This window comes from Chitinophaga flava (genome assembly GCF_003308995.1).
In the GTDB taxonomy this organism is placed as follows: domain Bacteria; phylum Bacteroidota; class Bacteroidia; order Chitinophagales; family Chitinophagaceae; genus Chitinophaga; species Chitinophaga flava.
Genome location: NZ_QFFJ01000002.1, coordinates 2,777,966 through 2,798,090, shown reverse-complemented (window position 1 = coordinate 2,798,090; position 20,125 = coordinate 2,777,966). Strand labels below are relative to the sequence as shown.

1 protein-coding gene is annotated in these 20,125 nt (G+C 49.9%); it reads right to left on the bottom strand.

Annotation, left to right across the window (positions count from 1 at the left end; genetic code table 11):
- Positions 1 to 25 precede the first annotated feature (25 nt).
- Complete coding sequence (locus tag DF182_RS27090) at positions 26 to 20,104, bottom strand: non-ribosomal peptide synthase/polyketide synthase (protein WP_113618885.1); 20,079 nt, start codon at positions 20,102 to 20,104, stop codon at positions 26 to 28.
- Positions 20,105 to 20,125: the final 21 nt, after the last annotated feature.

Below are 20,125 nucleotides of genomic sequence, written 5' to 3'. Positions count from 1 at the left end.
TGTAAATGTTGGATGATATCGCAGCCTACAGCTCGTGTACATCGTATGCTTCGTTGTCGTCGGTGGTGGCCGATGTAAGGGCCTGTACATATTCGGACAACGCTGCTACGTTTTTATACTCAAAGAGTTTGCTGACCTGGATGCTGATGGAAAGCTTCCGTTTCATATAAGACACTACCCTTACCGCCAGCAGTGAATCACCGCCCAGCTCAAAGAAGTCGTCGTATATGCCTACCCGTGGCACTTCCAGCAGTTCCTGCCAGATGTCGGCCAGCGCGCTTTCCATTTCATTGCGCGGAGCGATGAATTCTCCCTTCTTCATGATTTCATCCGGGTCTGGCAGGGCACGGCGGTCTATTTTACCGCTGGCCGTCACTGGCAGCTGGTCCATTTCTATGAGCAGGGCTGGCACCATGTATTCCGGCAGTTTTTCTTTCAGGTATTCGAGGATACCGTCTTTGTCAAACGTACCCTGTGGTACCACATAACCTACCAGCCGTTTATTGTCTGCACCATCTGCTCTGGCCAGTACTACAGCTTCGTTTACCAGGCCGCATTCCAGCAGCACGGTTTCAATTTCACCCAGTTCTATCCTGTAGCCACGGATCTTCACCTGATGATCGATACGGCCGATGTATTCAATGTTTCCATCGGGTAACCATCTGGCAGTGTCACCAGTACGATACAGGCGGGTTCCGGGGATTGAGCTGAAAGGATGAGGAATAAATTTCTCTGCGGTGAGTGTTTCTCTGTGGAGATAACCGCGGGCAAGGCCAGGGCCGCCGATACACATTTCACCGGCTACACCCACAGGGCACAGTCCCATATAACGGTCCAGTATGAATACGCTTACATTGGCAATAGGCTTACCGATGACCACTACATTGTCTTCCAGTACAGGCTTGTCTGTAAGCGTGGTACATACTGTGTTTTCCGTAGGTCCGTAGGCGTTAACTACACGAATACCTTTTGCCTGCAGGTATTTGGCGTCTTCCCTGTTGAGAGGTTCCCCGGCAGATACGATTGTTTTCACAGGCCCCAGCACATCCTTGATAATATGCTGGTAAGATGGAGGCAGTGTCACCAGTTCTACCTGCTGGGTATTGACCAGTTCTGCAAAACTGTCGGCAGACAACAGGTCTTCCTTACGAGGCAGTACCAGTATACCACCACTCAGCAGCGTATTAAAGATTTCATAGCAGGAAGCATCAAAGCCGAAAGAAGCAAACTGCAGGGATCTCATGCCAGGCTTCAGCCACAGGGCATCCCGCTGGCTCAGCGCCAGGTTCACCACACCGTAGTGTTCCAGCATCACCCCTTTGGGTTTGCCCGTAGAACCGGAAGTAAAGATCACATAGGCCAGATCATCCGGCTGTGGCGGATTTTCAGGATCTACGGCTGGGTATCGCTGTATAGTTTCCCATTCATCGTCTACCACTATAATCTTCGCACCCGGACGAGCACCATAGAGCTTATCACTGCAGGCACTGCTGCTGACCATCACTTTTGCACCGGTGTCTTCCAGCATATAACTGATACGCTCTGCAGGATATTCAGGATCTATTGGCACATATGCCGCTCCCGCCTTCAGAATAGCTAAAATGCTGATGATCATTTCCAGTGAACGTTCCAGGCAAACGGGCACCAGTGCACCATTGCTAACACCTTTTTTGCGGAGATGATGCGCCAGTTGTGCTGAACGCTCATCCAGTGTTTTATAGCTCAACTGATGCGTAGTAAACACCAGCGCGGTGGCTTCTGGCTGTAATGCTACCTGGGCTTTCAGCTGATCGATAATTGTTTTTCCTGTTGGATAATCTGTTGCCGTGTCGTTAAAATCATACAACAGTTCTTTTTCTTCCGCAGCATTCAACATCGGTATAGTTCCTACAGATACAGCGGGTGCTGCAATAATGGAACGCAACAGTTGTTCGAAATGCTGTATCATCCTTTGGATGGTAGTTTCTTTAAAGAGGTCCACACAGTATTCCACACAACCTACCATACCGCTGGCTGTTTCTTCCAGGGTGAAGTTCAGGTCTACCTTGGTTTTGGTATAAGGTATTTCTTCGTGTGTAAACTGTATGTTGCCCAGGCGCAGTTCCGGTACCGGTGGTACGTTCTGCAATACAAATACCGACTGGAACAGCGGTGTACGGCTTACATCCCTGTCTTTCACTACTGCATCCACAATCTTCTCAAAGGGCACTTCCTGATGTGCAAAAGCTCCCAGTGTGGTTTCCTTTATCTGTTGCAGGAAAGTGGTGAATGCAGGGTTGTTGCTCAAATCAGCGCGCAGGGCGATGGTATTGATAAAGAAGCCGATGAGACCTTCCGTTTCCTGTTGTGTTCTGCCTGCCACCGGTGTACCTACGCAAATATCATCCTGTCCGCTGTAGCGAGACAGTAATACCTTAAAGGCAGCCAGCATAGTCATAAACAGCGTCACACCTTCTTGTCTGGACAATGTATGTATCTGATCTGTCAGTTGTTTGTCGAGTGTGAACCAGCTTCTGGCTCCGCGGGTACTTTGAACAGCCGGGCGGATATAATCCGTAGGTAACTGTAACGGTGCTACGTCGCTCAGCTTATTTTTCCAGTATGCCAACTGTTGTTCCAACATATCACCAGACAGATAGTTACGCTGCCAGAGGGCATAATCGGCGTATTGTATCTGCATGGGTTTTAACTGTGGTATGCGGTCTTCCAGGGCAGCGGCATACAGCTCTATCAGCTCTTCTACCAGGATCACGGTAGACCAGCCGTCTGAAGCGATATGGTGCAGGATAACCACCAGCACATATTCTTCTTCTGAAAGCGCAATCAGATGTACACGCAACATATGATCTTTCTGCAGATCAAATGGCAGACTGATCAGGCGGTCTATTTCGGCGTGCAGGGATACGATATCCTGTTTCCAGGGCGTTCCGTCGATGATATCCATCTTCCAGTCCCATGCTTCTTTTACACGCTGGAAAGCTTGTCCGTCTTCCTGTTCCATCACTGTCCGTAAAATCTCGTGGCGGGCCACGATGGTTTGCAGTGCATTGGCCAACGCTGCTTTGTCCAGCGTACCTTTCAGCCTTAACACCGTAGGTACGTGATAGTGCACACTGCCTTCCATCTGATCAATGAACCACAAACGTTCCTGGCTAAACGAAAGCGGCACCCTTGCAGGCCTTTCCTTGTGGAGGATGGCCGGTGCTGCTGTCCGGACATTGCTCTTGTCCAGATGTGCCGCCAGTGTTTTAACAGTGGGATAATCAAACACGTCGCCGATCACTACCTCTGCTGTTAGTTCCTTGCGGATGGCCGATATCAGACGGATCGCCAGCAGGGAGTGTCCGCCCAGGACGAAGAAGTCGTCATGCAGCCCTACGTTCTCTACTTCCAGCAAGGCTGCCCAGATAGCGGTCAGCTTTATTTCAGTTTGTGTTACAGGTGCTTCATATTTATCCGTCTGTACAGTAGTAGCTTCAGGATCAGGCAATGCTTTACGGTCTGTTTTACCATTGGCCAGCAGCGGGAAGTGGTCCAGGACTACAAGGGAAGAGGGATGCATATATTCAGGCAATTCTTTCCTGATATATTCCATCACACCGTCTTTGTTCAGCTCACCTTCCGACACGATATAAGCCACCAGACGTTTGTCGCCAGCGGTATCTGCCTTTACCAGCACGGCTGCCTGGCTGATCAGCTCACAGGCTGCCAATACAGCTTCTATCTCTCCTGGTTCTATCCTGTAACCTCTGATCTTCACCTGATCATCGATACGGCCCATGAAAAGTATATTACCGTCCGGCAGGTATTTCACCAGGTCCCCCGTCCGGTACAAACGTTCCGTAGTATCCGGCTGGAATGGATCGGCAATAAATTTTGACTGGGTAAGTGTTTCATTATTGAGATATCCTTCGGCTACACCAGTTCCTCCAATCCACAGTTCACCCGGAACCCCTGTGGGACATAGTTTCCCGGCAGGGCTCACCACATACACGCTGGTATTGGAGAATGGCCGGCCAATAGGTACGGTTTTATTGTATACGTAGTCGTCTTTTACTACATGCAGTAGTTTTCCTATAGTCGTTTCCGTTGGACCATAGTGGTTAACCACCACACAACCGGTGCCGGTAGCACGGATACTTTCGATCACACCTGCATCCAGCGCCTCCCCACCGAAGATGAGCAGTTTACCTGGCAGCAGCAGATGATCGCCGGAGCTGAGTGCCTTCCAGTGAGAAGGTACTATCTTGATACAATCTACCGGGTGTTTACGCAGATATTGATGGATAATATCGGGGTCATTGATAGCATCTTTAGAGAACAGATGCAACGCACCGCCGGTAAGCAAGGAACCGAAGATCACCGTATTACCAAGGTCTGTAGCGATGCTCGACAACAGACCGAAAGAACGGCATTCTTCCAGTGGTGTTGCCTGCTTCAGTCCAAACGTATAGTCTACCAGGTTACGATGAGTGACCATAACGCCCTTAGGCTGTCCGGTACTACCGGAAGTATAGATCACATAAGCTACCTGGTCGGGATGATGCGGCAGCTGTATACGTTCTATACGCTGATGATTCAGCTGCTCGCTGTCCAGTTGTACGATATGCAACGCATCATGCTGAGGTAATGCACTTGCACAGGCTTTGCTGCTCACTACTACACTGGCAGCGGTATCCTTTAACATATAAGCGATCCTTTCTGCCGGGAAATCCTGGTCTATGGGCACATAGGCGGCACCTGCCTTCAGGATGCCCAGCATGCCCACCATCATATGCAGTGAACGTTCTATGTACAGTGGAACCATATCCCCGGGACGCACTCCATGGTCCAGCAGGTAACGGGCCAGCTGATTGGCGCGTTCTTCCAGCTGTTGGTAAGTAAGCGCTCCAGCCTCATATACAACGGCTACCTCTTTCGGTACACGATCGGCCTGTGCTTCAAACAGCGTGGTAACCGTAGCCCTATCTGGATAAGACACTGTAAAGGTATTCAGCAGCGTCTTTTTCTCTGCCGGCGTGATCATCTCCAGCGAAGCCACTGTAGCGGTTCCCAGTGTGATAATCTGTTCCAGTACACGGCGGAAATGGGCCGCGATCATTTCAATAAATGATTCCTGCAACATACCACTGTTGTAGCTGAACAACAGGCTTGTTTCTGCAGCAATACCAATAATGATCGTCAGCGGATAGTTCGTATGCGGATGTATTTCCAGATTGTGGATCCGTAGCTGCCAGTCTTTTGCTGACAGTACTTCGTTGACAGGATAGTTCTGGAAAGTGATGGAGCTGTCGAACAGATCACCGGTAATGCCAGCCCATTGCTGCACATCGTTCAGGCCTGCATACTGGAACTCACGGCTCTTCAGCTGGCCTGCCTGCAGTTCCTGCAGCCAGGATACGATATTCGTAGTTTCTTCTATTCTGGTATGAAGCGGGAGAGTATTAATATAAAGCCCTACCCTTTGCTCAACACCTGGCAGATCTTCCGGTCTTCCGGACACGGTAACACCATAGGTGACTTCCTGGCGGCCGGTATACCGGTATAACAGGTACGCCCACACGCCCTCCATCAGCGTACTGGTGGTGATATGATGTTGTTGGGCAAAAGCCGCCAGCTGGCGGGTAGCTGCTTCGTCGAGCGCGATACGTTTTTCCTTGTATACTCCGCTGCCTTTGGTTCTGGTAGCAACAGCATCAATAAATGGCATCAGCGTTCCTTCAGTAGCACCTTCCAGGTATTTTTTCCAGAAGGATGCCATTAGTTCTTTATCCAGCTTTTCGGTGTAGCGGATATAGTCTTCGAAGAGATCTACCGTTACAGGCGGCAGCTCTTTGCCGGATACTATCAACTCGTAGGTATTGAGCAAACTGTCTACCAGCACGGGCAATGACCATCCATCCAGCAACATGTGGTGCGAGGTCCAGAGGAGGCGGTAGTTATTTTCGTGCAGGCGCAGCAGTGAGAGCCGCATCAATGGAGCCTCACGGAAATCAAATCCCTGACGCAGGTCTTCCGCCTTGAAAGTCTCAAAAGCCGCTTCCTGTTCTGCTGCATTGAGATGAGTATAATCCAGTATAGCCACTGGTATTTCCACCTGCTGATATACGCATTGTACCGGTATGCTGAATTCATCATAATAGAATGCACTGCGCAGAATGCTGTATTGTTCGAGCAAACGGTTCCAACTATGAATAAAGGCCTGTGGTTGCAGATTTTCCAGATCACATATAAACTGTTCGATGTAGGTTCCACTTTCCCCGTCATACAAACTATGGAACAGCATACCAGCCTGTAATCCGCTCAGCGGGTATATACCAGCCACCTGTTTACGTCTGGCTATGCCCTGATAAGGTGAGTCCAGGAAACGATCCAGCTCTTCTATGCTAATATTCTGCCCCAGACCATAGTCGGACGGTGTAGCGACAGTTTCGGATTGCTCCACACAGTGGCTGATGAGCGTTTCCAGCTGTTGGATATACCCGGTGGCCAGTTGCTGGATAGTGGCAGCATCGTAGTGCAGACTGCTATATTTCCATTGTACGATCAGCTCACCGCCTCGCACCATACAGTCTACTCCTATCTTCTCATTTACTTTTAGTTCCGGAGATGCGGATGATCCGGAAGGTTCATGGGCGATGCCCAGGTAACTACCGGACTGCATGATATTATCTGACTGTCCGAGATAGTTGAACACTACATCCCATGGATCATTACCCTGTAGGGCCGCAACTTTATTGATATATTTCAGTACACCATAACCGATCCCCTTGTCAGTCACTTTACGCAACTGTTCTTTCACTGTTTTCAACAAGGTGCCGGGCTGTCCGGCTGCCGTTGCAGGCAGGAACACCGGATAAAGGCTGGTAAACCACCCTACGGTACGGCTGGTGTCTACTCCTGATGTGATGTCCTCACGACCATGGCCTTCCAGTCCGATGACCATACTGGTGGATCTGTTCCAGGCAGACAATACCTGTGTTAATGCAGCGAGGAGCACATCATTTACTTCGGTATGATAAGCATGTGACGTACGTTGCAGCAGTTGTTGGGTTTGTGGCTGCCCCAGTCGTACATCCAGTGTACGTATATCCGATATTGTTATATTTTCCGGAGCTGCTTTTTCTGTACGCAGCGGGATATAATGTTCCCTGATTTTCTCCCAGTAGGACTGTTGTTTTTGCAGGCGAGCCGTTTCGCCATACCTGGCGAGCGCTTGTTGCCACTGGCGATAGGAACTACCCTTAGGCATGGAAAGCGCAGCAGCGCCTTGTTGCAGCAGCAGTTCCAGGTCTTCCAGCAGAATACGCCAGGAAACGCCGTCGATGGCCAGGTGATGCACCACCATCAGCAGTCTGTTATGCGTTTCGGATGACGGTGTTTGTATTAACACAGCTCTAACCAGGATACCGCTTTCTATGCTAAGTGTGGCCTGATAGTGGTTACTTAGTTCAAGGATGCGGTCTGCCAGCTGTGTTGCCGGAATGGCCTGCAGGTCTTCCGCTGCCAGCATTCCTTCATAAGTACCGTAAACCTGTTCCCATGCGGTGCCGGTATGCGTGTACTTAAACCGCAACGTATCGTGGTAAGCCACCAGTTGTTTGATAGCAGCCGACAAGTCGGTAGCATCTACTTTTTTATTAATTGTCAGTAGGACACTCTGGTTGAAATAAGGTGTATTGATACCAGCTGTTTCAAGATACCATTGTTGGATGGGCAACATGCCGCTGGCTCCGGCCAGCAGGCCCTGTTCACCTGTCAGGGTATCTTTCTTCCGAGACAACACTTCTGTTGCCAGTGCAGCGATATGCTGGTGCGTAAAGAGGTCGCGTGGCTGGAACTCCAGACCGGCGCGTCTCGCACGGCTGACTACCTGTATGGAAATGATGGAGTCTCCGCCTGATTCAAAGAAGTTATCGTAAACGCCTACACGGGGAAGATTGAGTAATTGTTGCCATATATCCACGAGGATACGTTCTGTTTCATTGCGTGGCGCTACAAAATTATCAGACAGCAGGGCAGCTGCATCAGGGTCTGGCAAAGCCTTGCGGTTTACCTTTCCGCTGCCGGTCAGTGGTATGGCTTCCAGCGGGGAGATAAAGGATGGTACCATGTACTCAGGCAGCCTGCCTTTCAGGAAAGACACGATACTATCCTTGTCAAAGGCGCCGTTGGGTACTACATAGGCGATCAGGCGCTTATGTCCGTTGGCATCTTCCCGTACTATCACTGCGGCATCACTTACCAGGGCGAAGTCCAGCAGGGCGTTTTCTATTTCGCCGGGTTCCACACGGAAACCACGGATCTTCACCTGGTCGTCTATCCTGCCCAGGTATTCAATATTACCATCAGGCAGCCAGCGGCAGAGATCACCGGTGCGGTACATCGTAGCACCTGGCTGTTTGCTGAAGTGATCGGGCACAAATTTTTCTGCTGTTAGTTCAGCTCTGTTCCAATATCCTCTGGCCACCTGTATACCTGCAATATGCAGTTCACCGGCAACACCCGGAGGTAATAAATGGCCGGATTTATCCAGTATATACAGTTGTGTGTTAGCCAGCGGCAGGCCAATAGGCACTACTTCCACTGCTGCTGTACGCGGTGCATGCCAGCAGGTTACTTCTATGGCGGCTTCCGTAGGTCCGTACAGGTTATACAGCTCCACATGCGGCAGCTTCTCCCTTATCCCTGTCACTTGTTGTGGTTTTAAGGCTTCACCACTGCACAGCACCCGTTGCAGGGAGCTGCAGGCGCCAGTAGTGATGTTTTCCAGGAAGACATTTAACATAGAAGGAACAAAGTGTATGGTGGTAATACCATAACGATCTATCGCTTCCAGCAGATAATCCGTATCCTTCTGCCCTTCCGGCCTTGCAAATACCAGCTTGGCGCCGGCAATCAATGGCCAGAACAGTTCCCACACAGATACGTCAAAAGAGAAAGTTGTTTTCTGTAAAACGGCATCTCCACTGTTCAGGCAGATGTTATCCTGTGCCCATTGCAGCCTGTTTACAACGCCTTTATGTTCATTCATCACACCTTTAGGCATACCAGTGGAGCCGGAAGTATAGATCACATAAGCCAGCTGATGAGGTTTCACAACCGTTTTCAACGGAGCGGTATAAGTACGGATAGTTTCCCATTCCTCATCGAGTTTCACCACCGCAATTTTTGTGGCAGGCAGTAATACAGCCGAAGCACTGTCACTCACCAATATCCTGGCCCTGGTATCTTCCAGCATATACTGGATACGTTCTTCCGGATAATGAGGGTCTACCGGCACATAAGCACCACCAGCCCTGAGAATACCCAGGATAGCCACCATCATGGAGTTGGAGCGTTCCAGGAATACCGGTACTAATGTTTCATGGTCTACGCCCTGTGCCTGCAGATAAGCGGCTAGCTGTGCAGAGCGTTCTTCCAGCTCACGATAGGTCAGCGATTCATTTTCAAATACAACGGCTGTCGTTTCCGGTGTACGGGCAGCCTGCTCTGCAAAGAGGCTAACCAGCGTTTTATCCGCCGGATAAGCCGTTGTAGTATTGTTGAATGTTTCGAGTAATTTATTTTCAGATGCTGTCAGCCAGTTGATATCACTGATGATGTTATGACCGGGAGTCAGCAGCTGCAGTAATACCTGTTTAAAATGGCCTGCAATGGCTTCTGCATAGCCTGTTGGCAATATCGCTGCGTTATAGTTGAAGCGGATGCTGATTTCTTCAGCCGCCTCGATAATGATATCCAGTGGGTAGTTGGTCTGTTCATGTACAGAAACGTTTGCTACCTGCAGGCGCCATTTATCAGAGGAGACAGCTTTGCTTACCGGATAGTTTTCAAATACCAGCAGACTGTCAAACAGATCTCCTGAAATACCGGCTCCGCGCTGGATAGCGTCTAGTCCTGTGTACTGGTATTCCCTGCTTTCCAGTTGACCAGCCTGTATTTCCTGCAGCCAGCCAGCGATGCGGTTGTTTTCATTCACTACCGTATGCAGGGGTAATGTATTAATGTATAGCCCTACACGCTGTTCTACGCCTGGCAGGTCTTCCGGACGGCCAGACACTGTAACGCCATAGGTTACTTCATCACGGCCGGTATAGCGGGATAACAGGTACGCCCACACGCCCTGCATGATGGTATTAACCGTCACCCGTTGTTGCTGTGCATATCGAGTAACATCAGCTGTGGTATCCTTATCCAGCAGCAAAGCGATGGCTTTATAAACGCCGGCACCCTTGGTACGTTCGGCTGCAGCACGGATAAACGGCAGCAGCGTGCCTTCATTTACATCTTTGAGATATGTCTGCCAGTAAGCAGCCGCCTTGGCTTTATCCTGTTTTTCTACATAACGGATAAAATCGCTGTAATGATCTTTTTCGTATATGCCTGTCTGTTTGCCGGTAACCAGCAGTTCATAAGTATTCAGCAAGCCTTCCAGCAGCACACTCAATGACCAGCCGTCAAACAGAATATGATGGAATGTCCATAACATCCGGTAACGGCTTTCTGTCAACAGTATCAGCGCCACCCGCATTAAAGGCACTTCCCGGAAATCGATGCCCCGTTCCTGATCTGCGGCCTCAAAGGCTTTCAACGCCTGTTGTTGCGCCGCGTCATCCATGCCGCGATAATCCAGCACGGTAAACGGCATAGTTGCCTCCAGATAAGCACATTGCAGCGGAATACTGAAATCATCATAATAAAAACCACTTCTCAGCACACTATAACGCCGGAGCAGATGGTCCCAGCTCTGTTGCAGGGCGGTGATATCCGGATTGATCAGATCACATCCCAGCTGCTCTATATAAGCGGTATTGTGTTTGTCATAGAGACCATGGAACAGCAAACCTTCCTGTAAGCCGCTGAGGCGATACAGTCCTTCCACCTGGGCCTGACGTGGAACACCTCTGAAAGAGGCTTCCATAAAGGCGTCCAGCTCAGGCACCGTGATAGCCTTGCCCAGCCCGAAATCGGCAGGTGTAAAGACAGACACCGGTCTGGAAATACAATGATTGATCAGCGCTTCCAGCTGAGTGAGGTACAGGGCCGCCAGTTCGGCTATTTCTGCAGCCTCAAAATGATGTGTACTGTATCCCCATTCCAGCACCAGCTCTCCATGCTGTATGATACTGTTGACAGATATTTTTTCCTTCACGGGATAATCAGGTGCCATGGCCACTCCCGTCAGCTCTTCTGCTCTACGGATATGTCCATCTTCATTCACCACCCGGTCTGATTGCCCGAGGTAGTTGAAGACGATGTCCCATGGGTCCTGCCCTTGCAGGGAAGGAATTTTATGAAGATATTTTAACACCCCGAAACCAATTCCCCTGTCAGGAACACGGCGGAGCTGTTCTTTTACGGATTTAAGTGTCGCCCCTTCCCCACTGGCAGCAACGGTTTCCAGCAACACAGGATAAAGGCTGGTGAACCATCCTACCGTATGGCTGGTATCAATGCCTGGCGCAATATCCTCACGACCATGGCCTTCCAGCCCGATGACAACATCCCTGCCTCCATTCCAGGTATTCACAGCCTGCGCCAGCGCACACAACAGGATATCATTGATTTCAGTATGGTAAGCCCGTGGCGCTTCATGCAACAATGCACTTGTTTGCGCAGCACTTAATCTCACTTCCTGTTTACGTATATCCTGCATCGTTATAACCTGGTCGTTGTTACGCAGCTTGTTCAGCGGCTGATAACGGGCTACCATCTGTTCCCAGTAACCTACCTGGTCAGACGACAACACCTTGCTGCCATATCCTGCCAGCGCCTCGTACCACTGACGGATGGAAGTTCCCTTGGTTCCCAGCACATTCTCTGCTTCTTCAGTATCATTCTTCAGCAACAGTTCCAGGTCTTCCGCCAGAATACGCCAGGAAACACCATCTACCGCCAGGTGGTGAACAGCCAGCAGTAAGCGGTTATGCGCTTCTCCTGCAGGTGTCAGCAACAGCGTGGCGTGTAATAACTTACCCCTGGTAATATCAAGGCTACGATGCGCAGTATCCGCGTAGCTGATAATTGTATTGGGCAGCGCGGAAATCAGCAACGGGCGAAGATCTGCCACTTCCAGTTCTACTTTCCGAACACCATATTGTTGTGTCCATCCGGATGCTTCCTGCTGATATACAAAACGAAGTGCATCATGATAACGCACCAAACCGGTTACAGCCCTGGCAACGGCGTCAGAAGTAATGGTTTTATCTATCTCCAGTAAAATACCCTGGTTAAAATGTGAGATGGAAGGCGGATTGGATTCAAAATACCATTGCTGAATGGGCAACAGTCCGCTGCTACCGGTGAGCACACCCTGCTCGCCGGCAGACTCGGCCTGCTGTTGAGCAGATAACATAGCAGACAGTCCGCCGATGGTCTGATGAGCAAACAGATCACGCGGATGCAACTGATACCCCGCTCTTCTGGCGCGGCTTACCACCTGTATAGTGACAATAGAATCTCCGCCCAGTTCAAAGAAATTATCGTGTATCCCTACCCGTTCTACGCCCAGCAAATCTTTCCAGATGCCTGCCAGTGCGCGTTCTATCTCATTCTGCGGAGCAATGTATTCATTGGTCAGCGTAGTACCGGCATCTGTATCCGGCAATGCTTTTTTATCTACTTTACCATTGCTGGTGAGTGGCAGTTTGTCCAGCTCTACCAGAATAGCCGGCACCATATAGTCTGGTAGCTGATCTTTCAGATAGGCCAGGATGGCGGCTCTGTCATAAGTACCATTGGGCACTACATATCCTACCAGCCTTTTGTTTCCTTTAGGGTCGGCTTTGGCCAGTACTACGGCCTGGCTTACCAGCTCACATCTGGTCATCACACTTTCAATTTCTCCCAGCTCTATACGGAAACCACGGATCTTCACCTGATCGTCAATACGACCCAGGTATTCAATAGAACCGTCCGGCAGCCAGCGGCCCAGGTCACCGGTTTTATACATGCGGGCATCTGGCACGCTGCTGAATGGGTCCACCACAAAACGTTGTGCAGTCAGCTCTTCGCGGTTAAGGTAACCTCTGGCCAACCCGGCACCGCCTACGTGCAGCTCTCCGGCTACACCGGCCGGTGTGAGCCCTCCATAAGGGTCCAGGATATAAAGACTCAGCGTAGGAATCGGCACGCCTATCACACTACCACTTTCTGCATGGTGTAGCCCTATCGGCTGATAGGTTACGTGCACCGTGGTTTCGGTGATGCCATACATGTTGATCAGACGGCAATTACTATACTGTTGCAGCCATGGCTGTACTTTACCCGGATTCAGTGCCTCACCACCAAAGATCACGTAACGCACCGGCACTTCTTTCGCAACACCTGTCAGGTAGTCCTGCAGCACGTAAAAAGCAGAAGGTGTCTGGTTAAGTATCGTTACGCCTTCTTTTATCAACAGCTCCCCGAAGGAGATGGCATCCTGTGCAACCTTTTTGGGCACTATCACTACACGGCCACCATAGAACAAGGCACCGTACATTTCCCAAACAGAGAAGTCAAAGCAGAAGGAATGGAACATCGTCCATACATCCTTCTCATTAAAATCATACAAAGGTGCATCTGTTTCAAACAGCCGCACTACATTCCGGTGTTCTATCAGTACCCCTTTGGGTTTGCCGGTAGAACCGGAGGTATAAATAACATAAGCCAGGTTGGATGGCTTCAGGGCTGTTTCAGGCGCAGTGTTCTTATGCGCTGCTGTTGTGCGCAGTTTTTTATCCACTTCTATCACGGTAACGCCCCTACGAGTGATTTTCAGCTTCTCTTTACAAGTAGTACTGGTAACGATCACATTGGCGGCGGTATCCTCCAGCATAAAACTGATACGATCTTCCGGATACTCAGGGTCTATTGGCACATAGGCGCCACCGGCCTTTAAGATGCCCAGTATCCCGATGATCATCTCCAGCGATCTTTCAATACAAATAGGTACCAGCGTATCTTCCTGTACGCCCTTGCTTCTGAGATGATGTCCCAGCTGATTGGAGCGCTCATGCAGCTCACGATAGGTCAGCGTCTTATCGTCGATAGATACGGCTACGGCATCGGGCGTACGAAGTGCCTGGGCCACCAGCAGGTCTACAATGGTTTTATCTTTGGGATATTCTACAGACACTGCATTGAATGACTCCAGCAGCTGCTCCCGCTCTCCTTTGGCCAGCATCGGCAATAATCCGATGTGCTGATCAGGTGTTAACACAATACCACGCAACAGCTGTTCGAAGTGTTCCCACAAGCGGTCTATTGTTTGCCCATCAAACAGGTCAGCACAGTATTCTACGTTTACATCCAGTCCGACGCGGGTTTCCAGTACGGAAAAACTCATGTCAAACTGAGCGGTGGTATGTTCTATAATTTCTTCTTTCAAGGATACATCACCCAGACTGATAGAAGGTACATCTGGAGTATTCTGCAGGCCGAAGACCACCTGGAACAAGGGACTTCTGCTCAGGTCTCTGCTGGTAACCACTTCATCCACCACTTTTTCAAATGGTACTTCCTGATGCTCATAGGCGCCCAATGTGGTTTCCTTCACCTGTTGCAGCAGCGATGTGAAAGTTGGATTATTACCCAGATCACTGCGCAAAGCCAGTGTATTCACAAAGAAGCCTATCAGCCCTTCTACTTCCTGCTGTATCCTTCCGGCCACAGGTGTACCTACACAGATATCATCCTGGCCACTGTAACGATGTAGTAATACCTTGAAAGCAGACAATAAAGTCATAAATAACGTCACATCTTCGCGCTGGCTCAACTGTTTCAATTGTTCCTTCAGAATGTTATCGATTTTGAAGGAAGCCAGACTACCCTTTCTGCTCTGTACCACAGGTCTTGTTCTGTCTGTGGGCAGATTGAGTGGTGCCACGCCGCTTAATTTTTCTTTCCAGTATATCGTTCTGGATGCCAGCACTTCGGGTATGAGCCAGTCGCGCTGCCATACGGCAAAGTCGGCGTACTGCAGTTCCAACTCCGGCAGCGAGGCCGGGCTACCCTGCAGGAAAGCTTCGTAGAAGGCTGCCAGCTCTTTCACCAGTATAGACACAGACCAGCCATCAGAAGCAATATGGTGCATCACCAGCACCAGAATATATTCATCCTGTCCGCCCTCCATCAGGTGAGCACGCAGCATATGATCAGCAGAAAGATCGAATGGGGTATTGATAACAGACAGCACATGGGCATGTAGTGTAGCCGTGTCCGTTGTACGGAGGTCCCACACGGATTCTTCCAGATGCCAGTTGTTTTTGTCCAGCACCTGCTGATAGGCGGTACCGTTTTTCTCGCGGATCACGGTCCTTAACACCTCATGTCTGTTGACCAGCTCCTGTAAAGCGCCTGCCAGTGCCTGTTTGTTGAGCTGTCCTTTTAATCTCAGTGCCAGTGGCATATGGTAAGCCAGCGTCCCTTCCAGTTCATCGAGGAACCACAAACGTTCCTGGCTAAACGATAATGGAATGAGGGCAGGACGAAGGCCGGTCATTATTGGTGGCAGCAAGCTGCTTCTGTCCTGCTGATCAAGGTAAGCAGCCAGTTGTGCGATGGTGGGATACAGGAAGAAGTCTCTTACGTTCAGCTCTGCCTGCATCTCTTTGCGGATGGCAGACACCGCACGGGTGGCCAGCAGGGAGTGTCCTCCGGATTCGAAGAAGTTGTCCCGTACTCCGATGGTATCCACACGGAGCAGGTCCAGCCATATCTTGGCCAGCTGCTGTTCTGCAGGTGTTACCGGCGCCTGGTAGTTGATCCGGCTTTTACGCTGCATATCGTCCTTGACACTCAGAAACCGGCGATCGGTTTTTCCGTTAGCTGTCAGCGGCAACTGTTGCAGCGCGATAAAATCGGAGGGGATCATATATTCCGGCAGCAGCTTGGCCATAGCATCCCGGATATCCCGTTGCAACAATGCGCAGATATCAGGGAATAAAGGGATACTGGTTTTAGCAGCAGCTGTATGGGTACGTTGAGCAACAACCGGTGCTACCACCCCATCAAAGGCATGCTGTTCCAGCACCAGATCTATCTTCAACGGATCTTCGTTGAGCAACAAACGATAATGATACCCCTTGGCTCTGGCCAGTGTCAGAATTTCCTGTACCATGGCTGTTTCCAGGTCGGGTGCTGCACTGGCGGCCATCAGTTCTTTTACATTATCTGCGGCCCTGCTGCGTATAGCCTGGTCCTGCAAGCGTTCTCTCCATAAGCGTGGGTTAGGCACATCCCTGAGTGCAATGATGTCTGTTCCTTTGGCCAGTTCAATCAGGATATCGCCTTTATCATCCAGCGTATCCCAGGACTGCCAGTCAGGGCGCAGCACTTCTTTCTCCCTGCCTACATGAACGATTACTGTATAACGATACAGACTCAGCTCATTGCCATAATCGCCCTGTTTCCACTGAATATCTACATGGGTGATTTCAGGGAAGCGGGAACTGAGTTCATAGAAGTAAGCCGGTGCAAAACAAAGTTCTTCTTCCTTCAGCAATTCCTGGTCTACCTGCCAGTTAAATTCACGGATACCGGTTTTATCCTGCAGCTTGTCCAGTTGCAGGCGGCGCTTGAAAGAAGGCAGCAGGCGCAGATCACGGACATCACCGATGATGATAGTGCCCTGGCCTTTCAGGAGGGAAACACATTTGGCCAATACGTCCGTCATGTATTGTTCTCCCGGGAAATATTGTACGATGGAGTTCAGAATGATGGTATCAACCGATTCATGCTCTTCCAGTGTTACATCGTGTGCAGCGCATAATTTAAGCGTTGTTTCGGGATATACGCGTTCTTTTTTGTCAATTCTCCGTTGCATCTGGGCCATCGACACACTGGAGAAGTCGGTACCGATATACCGCTCAATATGGCCGGCCAGCTGATAATAGATCAACCCGGTACCACTACCTATTTCCAGCACCCTTTTCGGTTTCTCTCCCAATATCACAGTGGTGATATCCTGCAGCCATCTGGCCATCAGTTCGGGTGCGATGGCGCCGCCGGTGAAGCTGTCATTCCAGCCGGTGATGTTAAACTCTTCATCCAGATCGGGGATTTCATCGGCTTTTATATAGGCTGTTTCGTACAGCTCTTTCCAGGTCTCTACCTGCTGCAGATATAACAGGGATTCTTTTTTTCGTATAGCCGTGAGGTTGGGCACGTAATAACCCGCCAGTCTCTTTTCGGTTGCTGATAAGTGTTTTACCACTACAGCGCCGGAGGTCACTTCCTCCAGGCTGTTCAGCACTTTTTCTATCTCACCAGGTTCAATACGGTAACCGCGTATTTTAACCTGATCGTCTATACGACCCAGGTATTCCACGTTTCCGTCGGGCAGCCAGCGGGCGTGGTCGCCGGTACGGTATAAACGGGCGTCGGGCAGTTTGCTGAAAGTATCTTTTACAAACTTCTCAGCTGTAAGCTCCGGCTGATGAAGGTAACCCGCTGAAACGCCGGCGCCACCCACATACAGTTCTCCGGCCACACCGATAGGCGCGGGATTACCGAATGTGTCCAGCACATAGGCTGTTCTGTTGCCCAGCGGACGACCAATCGGAATGCTTCTGCCAGGAGTCTGTTCTTTGATAGTGTAAGTGAGCGAGAAAGTAGTATTTTCCGTAGGTCCGTAACCGTTAATAACGGTGATATCAGGCCATGCTGCGCGGAAACGGCGGATATGTTCTTCAGACAGTTTCTCGCCACCTGCCATCACTACAGAAAGTCCTTCAAACAAACGAATATCATCATCCACCAGCTGATTGAACCAACTGGCAGTAAACCACATTTTTGTAATATGCCTGTTACGGATCTCTTCCTTCAACAGATTATTGTCCAGGAAATGATTCTGCGGACATAATACCAGATGACCGCCATTGAGCAACATACCCCAGTATTCGATGGTGGTAGCATCGAAAGAAGGAGATCCGGTAGACAAGAGCACATCGCCCGGGCCTAATGGCACAAAATTGCCACCGGTAGCCAGGCTTACCACATTACGATGCATCACCAGTGTACCCTTGGGTTTGCCGGTAGAACCGGAAGTATACATCACATAAGCCGGTGATGCGGGTGTGATATCAGTTACCACCGGGATAGCCGGCATGTTTCCGAGTACCTCCCCGATGTTGTCTGTACAAAGTAATACAGCATCCGGTGCAATGTCCAGCAGTAAAGCCTTATAAGTAGTACTGGTAATGATGCGGTTACCACCGGTGTCCTGCAGCATAAAGCTGATACGCTCTTTCGGATATTCCGGATCTATCGGCACAAATACACCGCCCGCTTTTAATATGGCGAGGATGCTGACGATCAGCTCAGCAGAGCGATCGAGGCATACCGGAACAAACATGCCCGGGCGAACACCCAGGCTTTTAAGATATTGCGCCAGCCTGTTGGACTGATCTTCCAGTGCGCTGTAGGTTAACTGCTGGCTGCCAAAAGACAGGGCCATAGCGGCCGGCGTCTTATGTGCCTGCTCTTCAAATAAATCAGTAATTGTTTTCTCAGCCGGATAAGCGACTGCAGTATCATTGAACCCATATACCAGGGCCTGTCTTTCAGTTTCGCTTAAAATATTCAATGTGCCGATATGCGAAGCCGGTGCTGCCACCACGGCTTTCAACAGTTCCAGGTAGTGGTCCACCATCCGTTGCATAGTGCCTTCGCTGAAAAGGTCTTCACAATATTCCAGTTCCACTTTAATACCTTCCGGGTTTTCCTCGAGTGACCAGAACTGGTCAAAAAGGCTGGTAATATGTTTCACCGGTTCGCGGGCAATGGAGGCTTCTCCCAGCTTCAGATCCGGTATATGTGGTGCGTTCTGCAATACAAAAATCACCTGGAACAGCGGGTTCTTACTGATTTCCCGCTCTCCTCCCATCATCTCCACCACCTTTTCAAAAGGAGCTTCCTGATGGTCATAGGCATCGAGCAATGTATTTTTTACCTGGTCCAGGAATGTTACAAAGGTAGGGTTGCCACTGAGGTCACTTCTAAGTGCCACGGTATTAACAAAAAAGCCAATCAGCTTTTCGATATCAATCTGCATTCTTCCGGCGACAGCACCACCCACACAAACATCTTCCACGCCGCTGTAGCGGTATAACAGCACTTTAAAAGCCGCCAGCAGTGTCATATAGAGGGTCACGTCCTGCTGATGTGAAAGTGCTCTCAGCCGGGTAGTCAGTTCTTCGCCGATGTTAAAGGTGATCATGGCACCCCGGGTACTTTTTATCAGGGACCGGTCACCATCTGTAGGCAGTTCCAGCAAGGTGGTGCCTGACAGCTTCTTTTTCCAGTAGGCCAGTTTTTTATCCAGCAACGTGCCGCTGAGGTATTTACGCTGCCATAGTGCGTAATCAGCATATTGCACACCTAAAGGCTCTATCGTATCTGCGAGGCGGCCGGCATATATCCGGTACCATTTCACCATTTCATTAATCAGTATCGACAAAGACCAGCCGTCTGCGGCAATATGGTGAATCACCACCACCAGCATATGCTCTTCAGGTGCCAGGCGTACCAGATGTACACGGAAGGTATGGTCGTGTGCGAGGTCAAAAGGAATGTTGAACAGGGTGGTAATATAAGCATGCAGCTGTACAGTATCCTCCTTATAGCGGTCATCATCTGTAAGGCCCATATGCCAGCTGTCTGGCTCCAGCACCTGCTGATAGGGGTTGCCATCTTCCTGCAATATCACCGTACGCAATACTTCATGACGATTCACAATGGTCTGGAAGGTGCGTTCAAGGGAAGCGGTATCCAGTTTTCCGGTGATCCTGAAAGCGCCGCGCATGTGGTATTGCACGCTTCCCTGCAGCTGGTCGATAAACCACAAACGTTCCTGACTAAACGACAATGGAATCTGCCCATGGTAGGTGCTGGCAACCGGTGTGATTTCGTCTGTAAACACCGGCTCCGTACCTTGCTGCTTCAGGTATTCTATGAGGTGGAATTTATGTTGCTTTAATTTTTTCAGAAATGATTCATCTATCTCTCTGTCTTCCTGAATATCCAGTAAAAGATTATCATCTTCAAAAGATATAGTGACACCACTGTCATTAGCCTGCTGCAACAGGGCTACAATATCACTAGGGTTTAAACTTGGCATTGTGCTAAGATTTAATTGAAA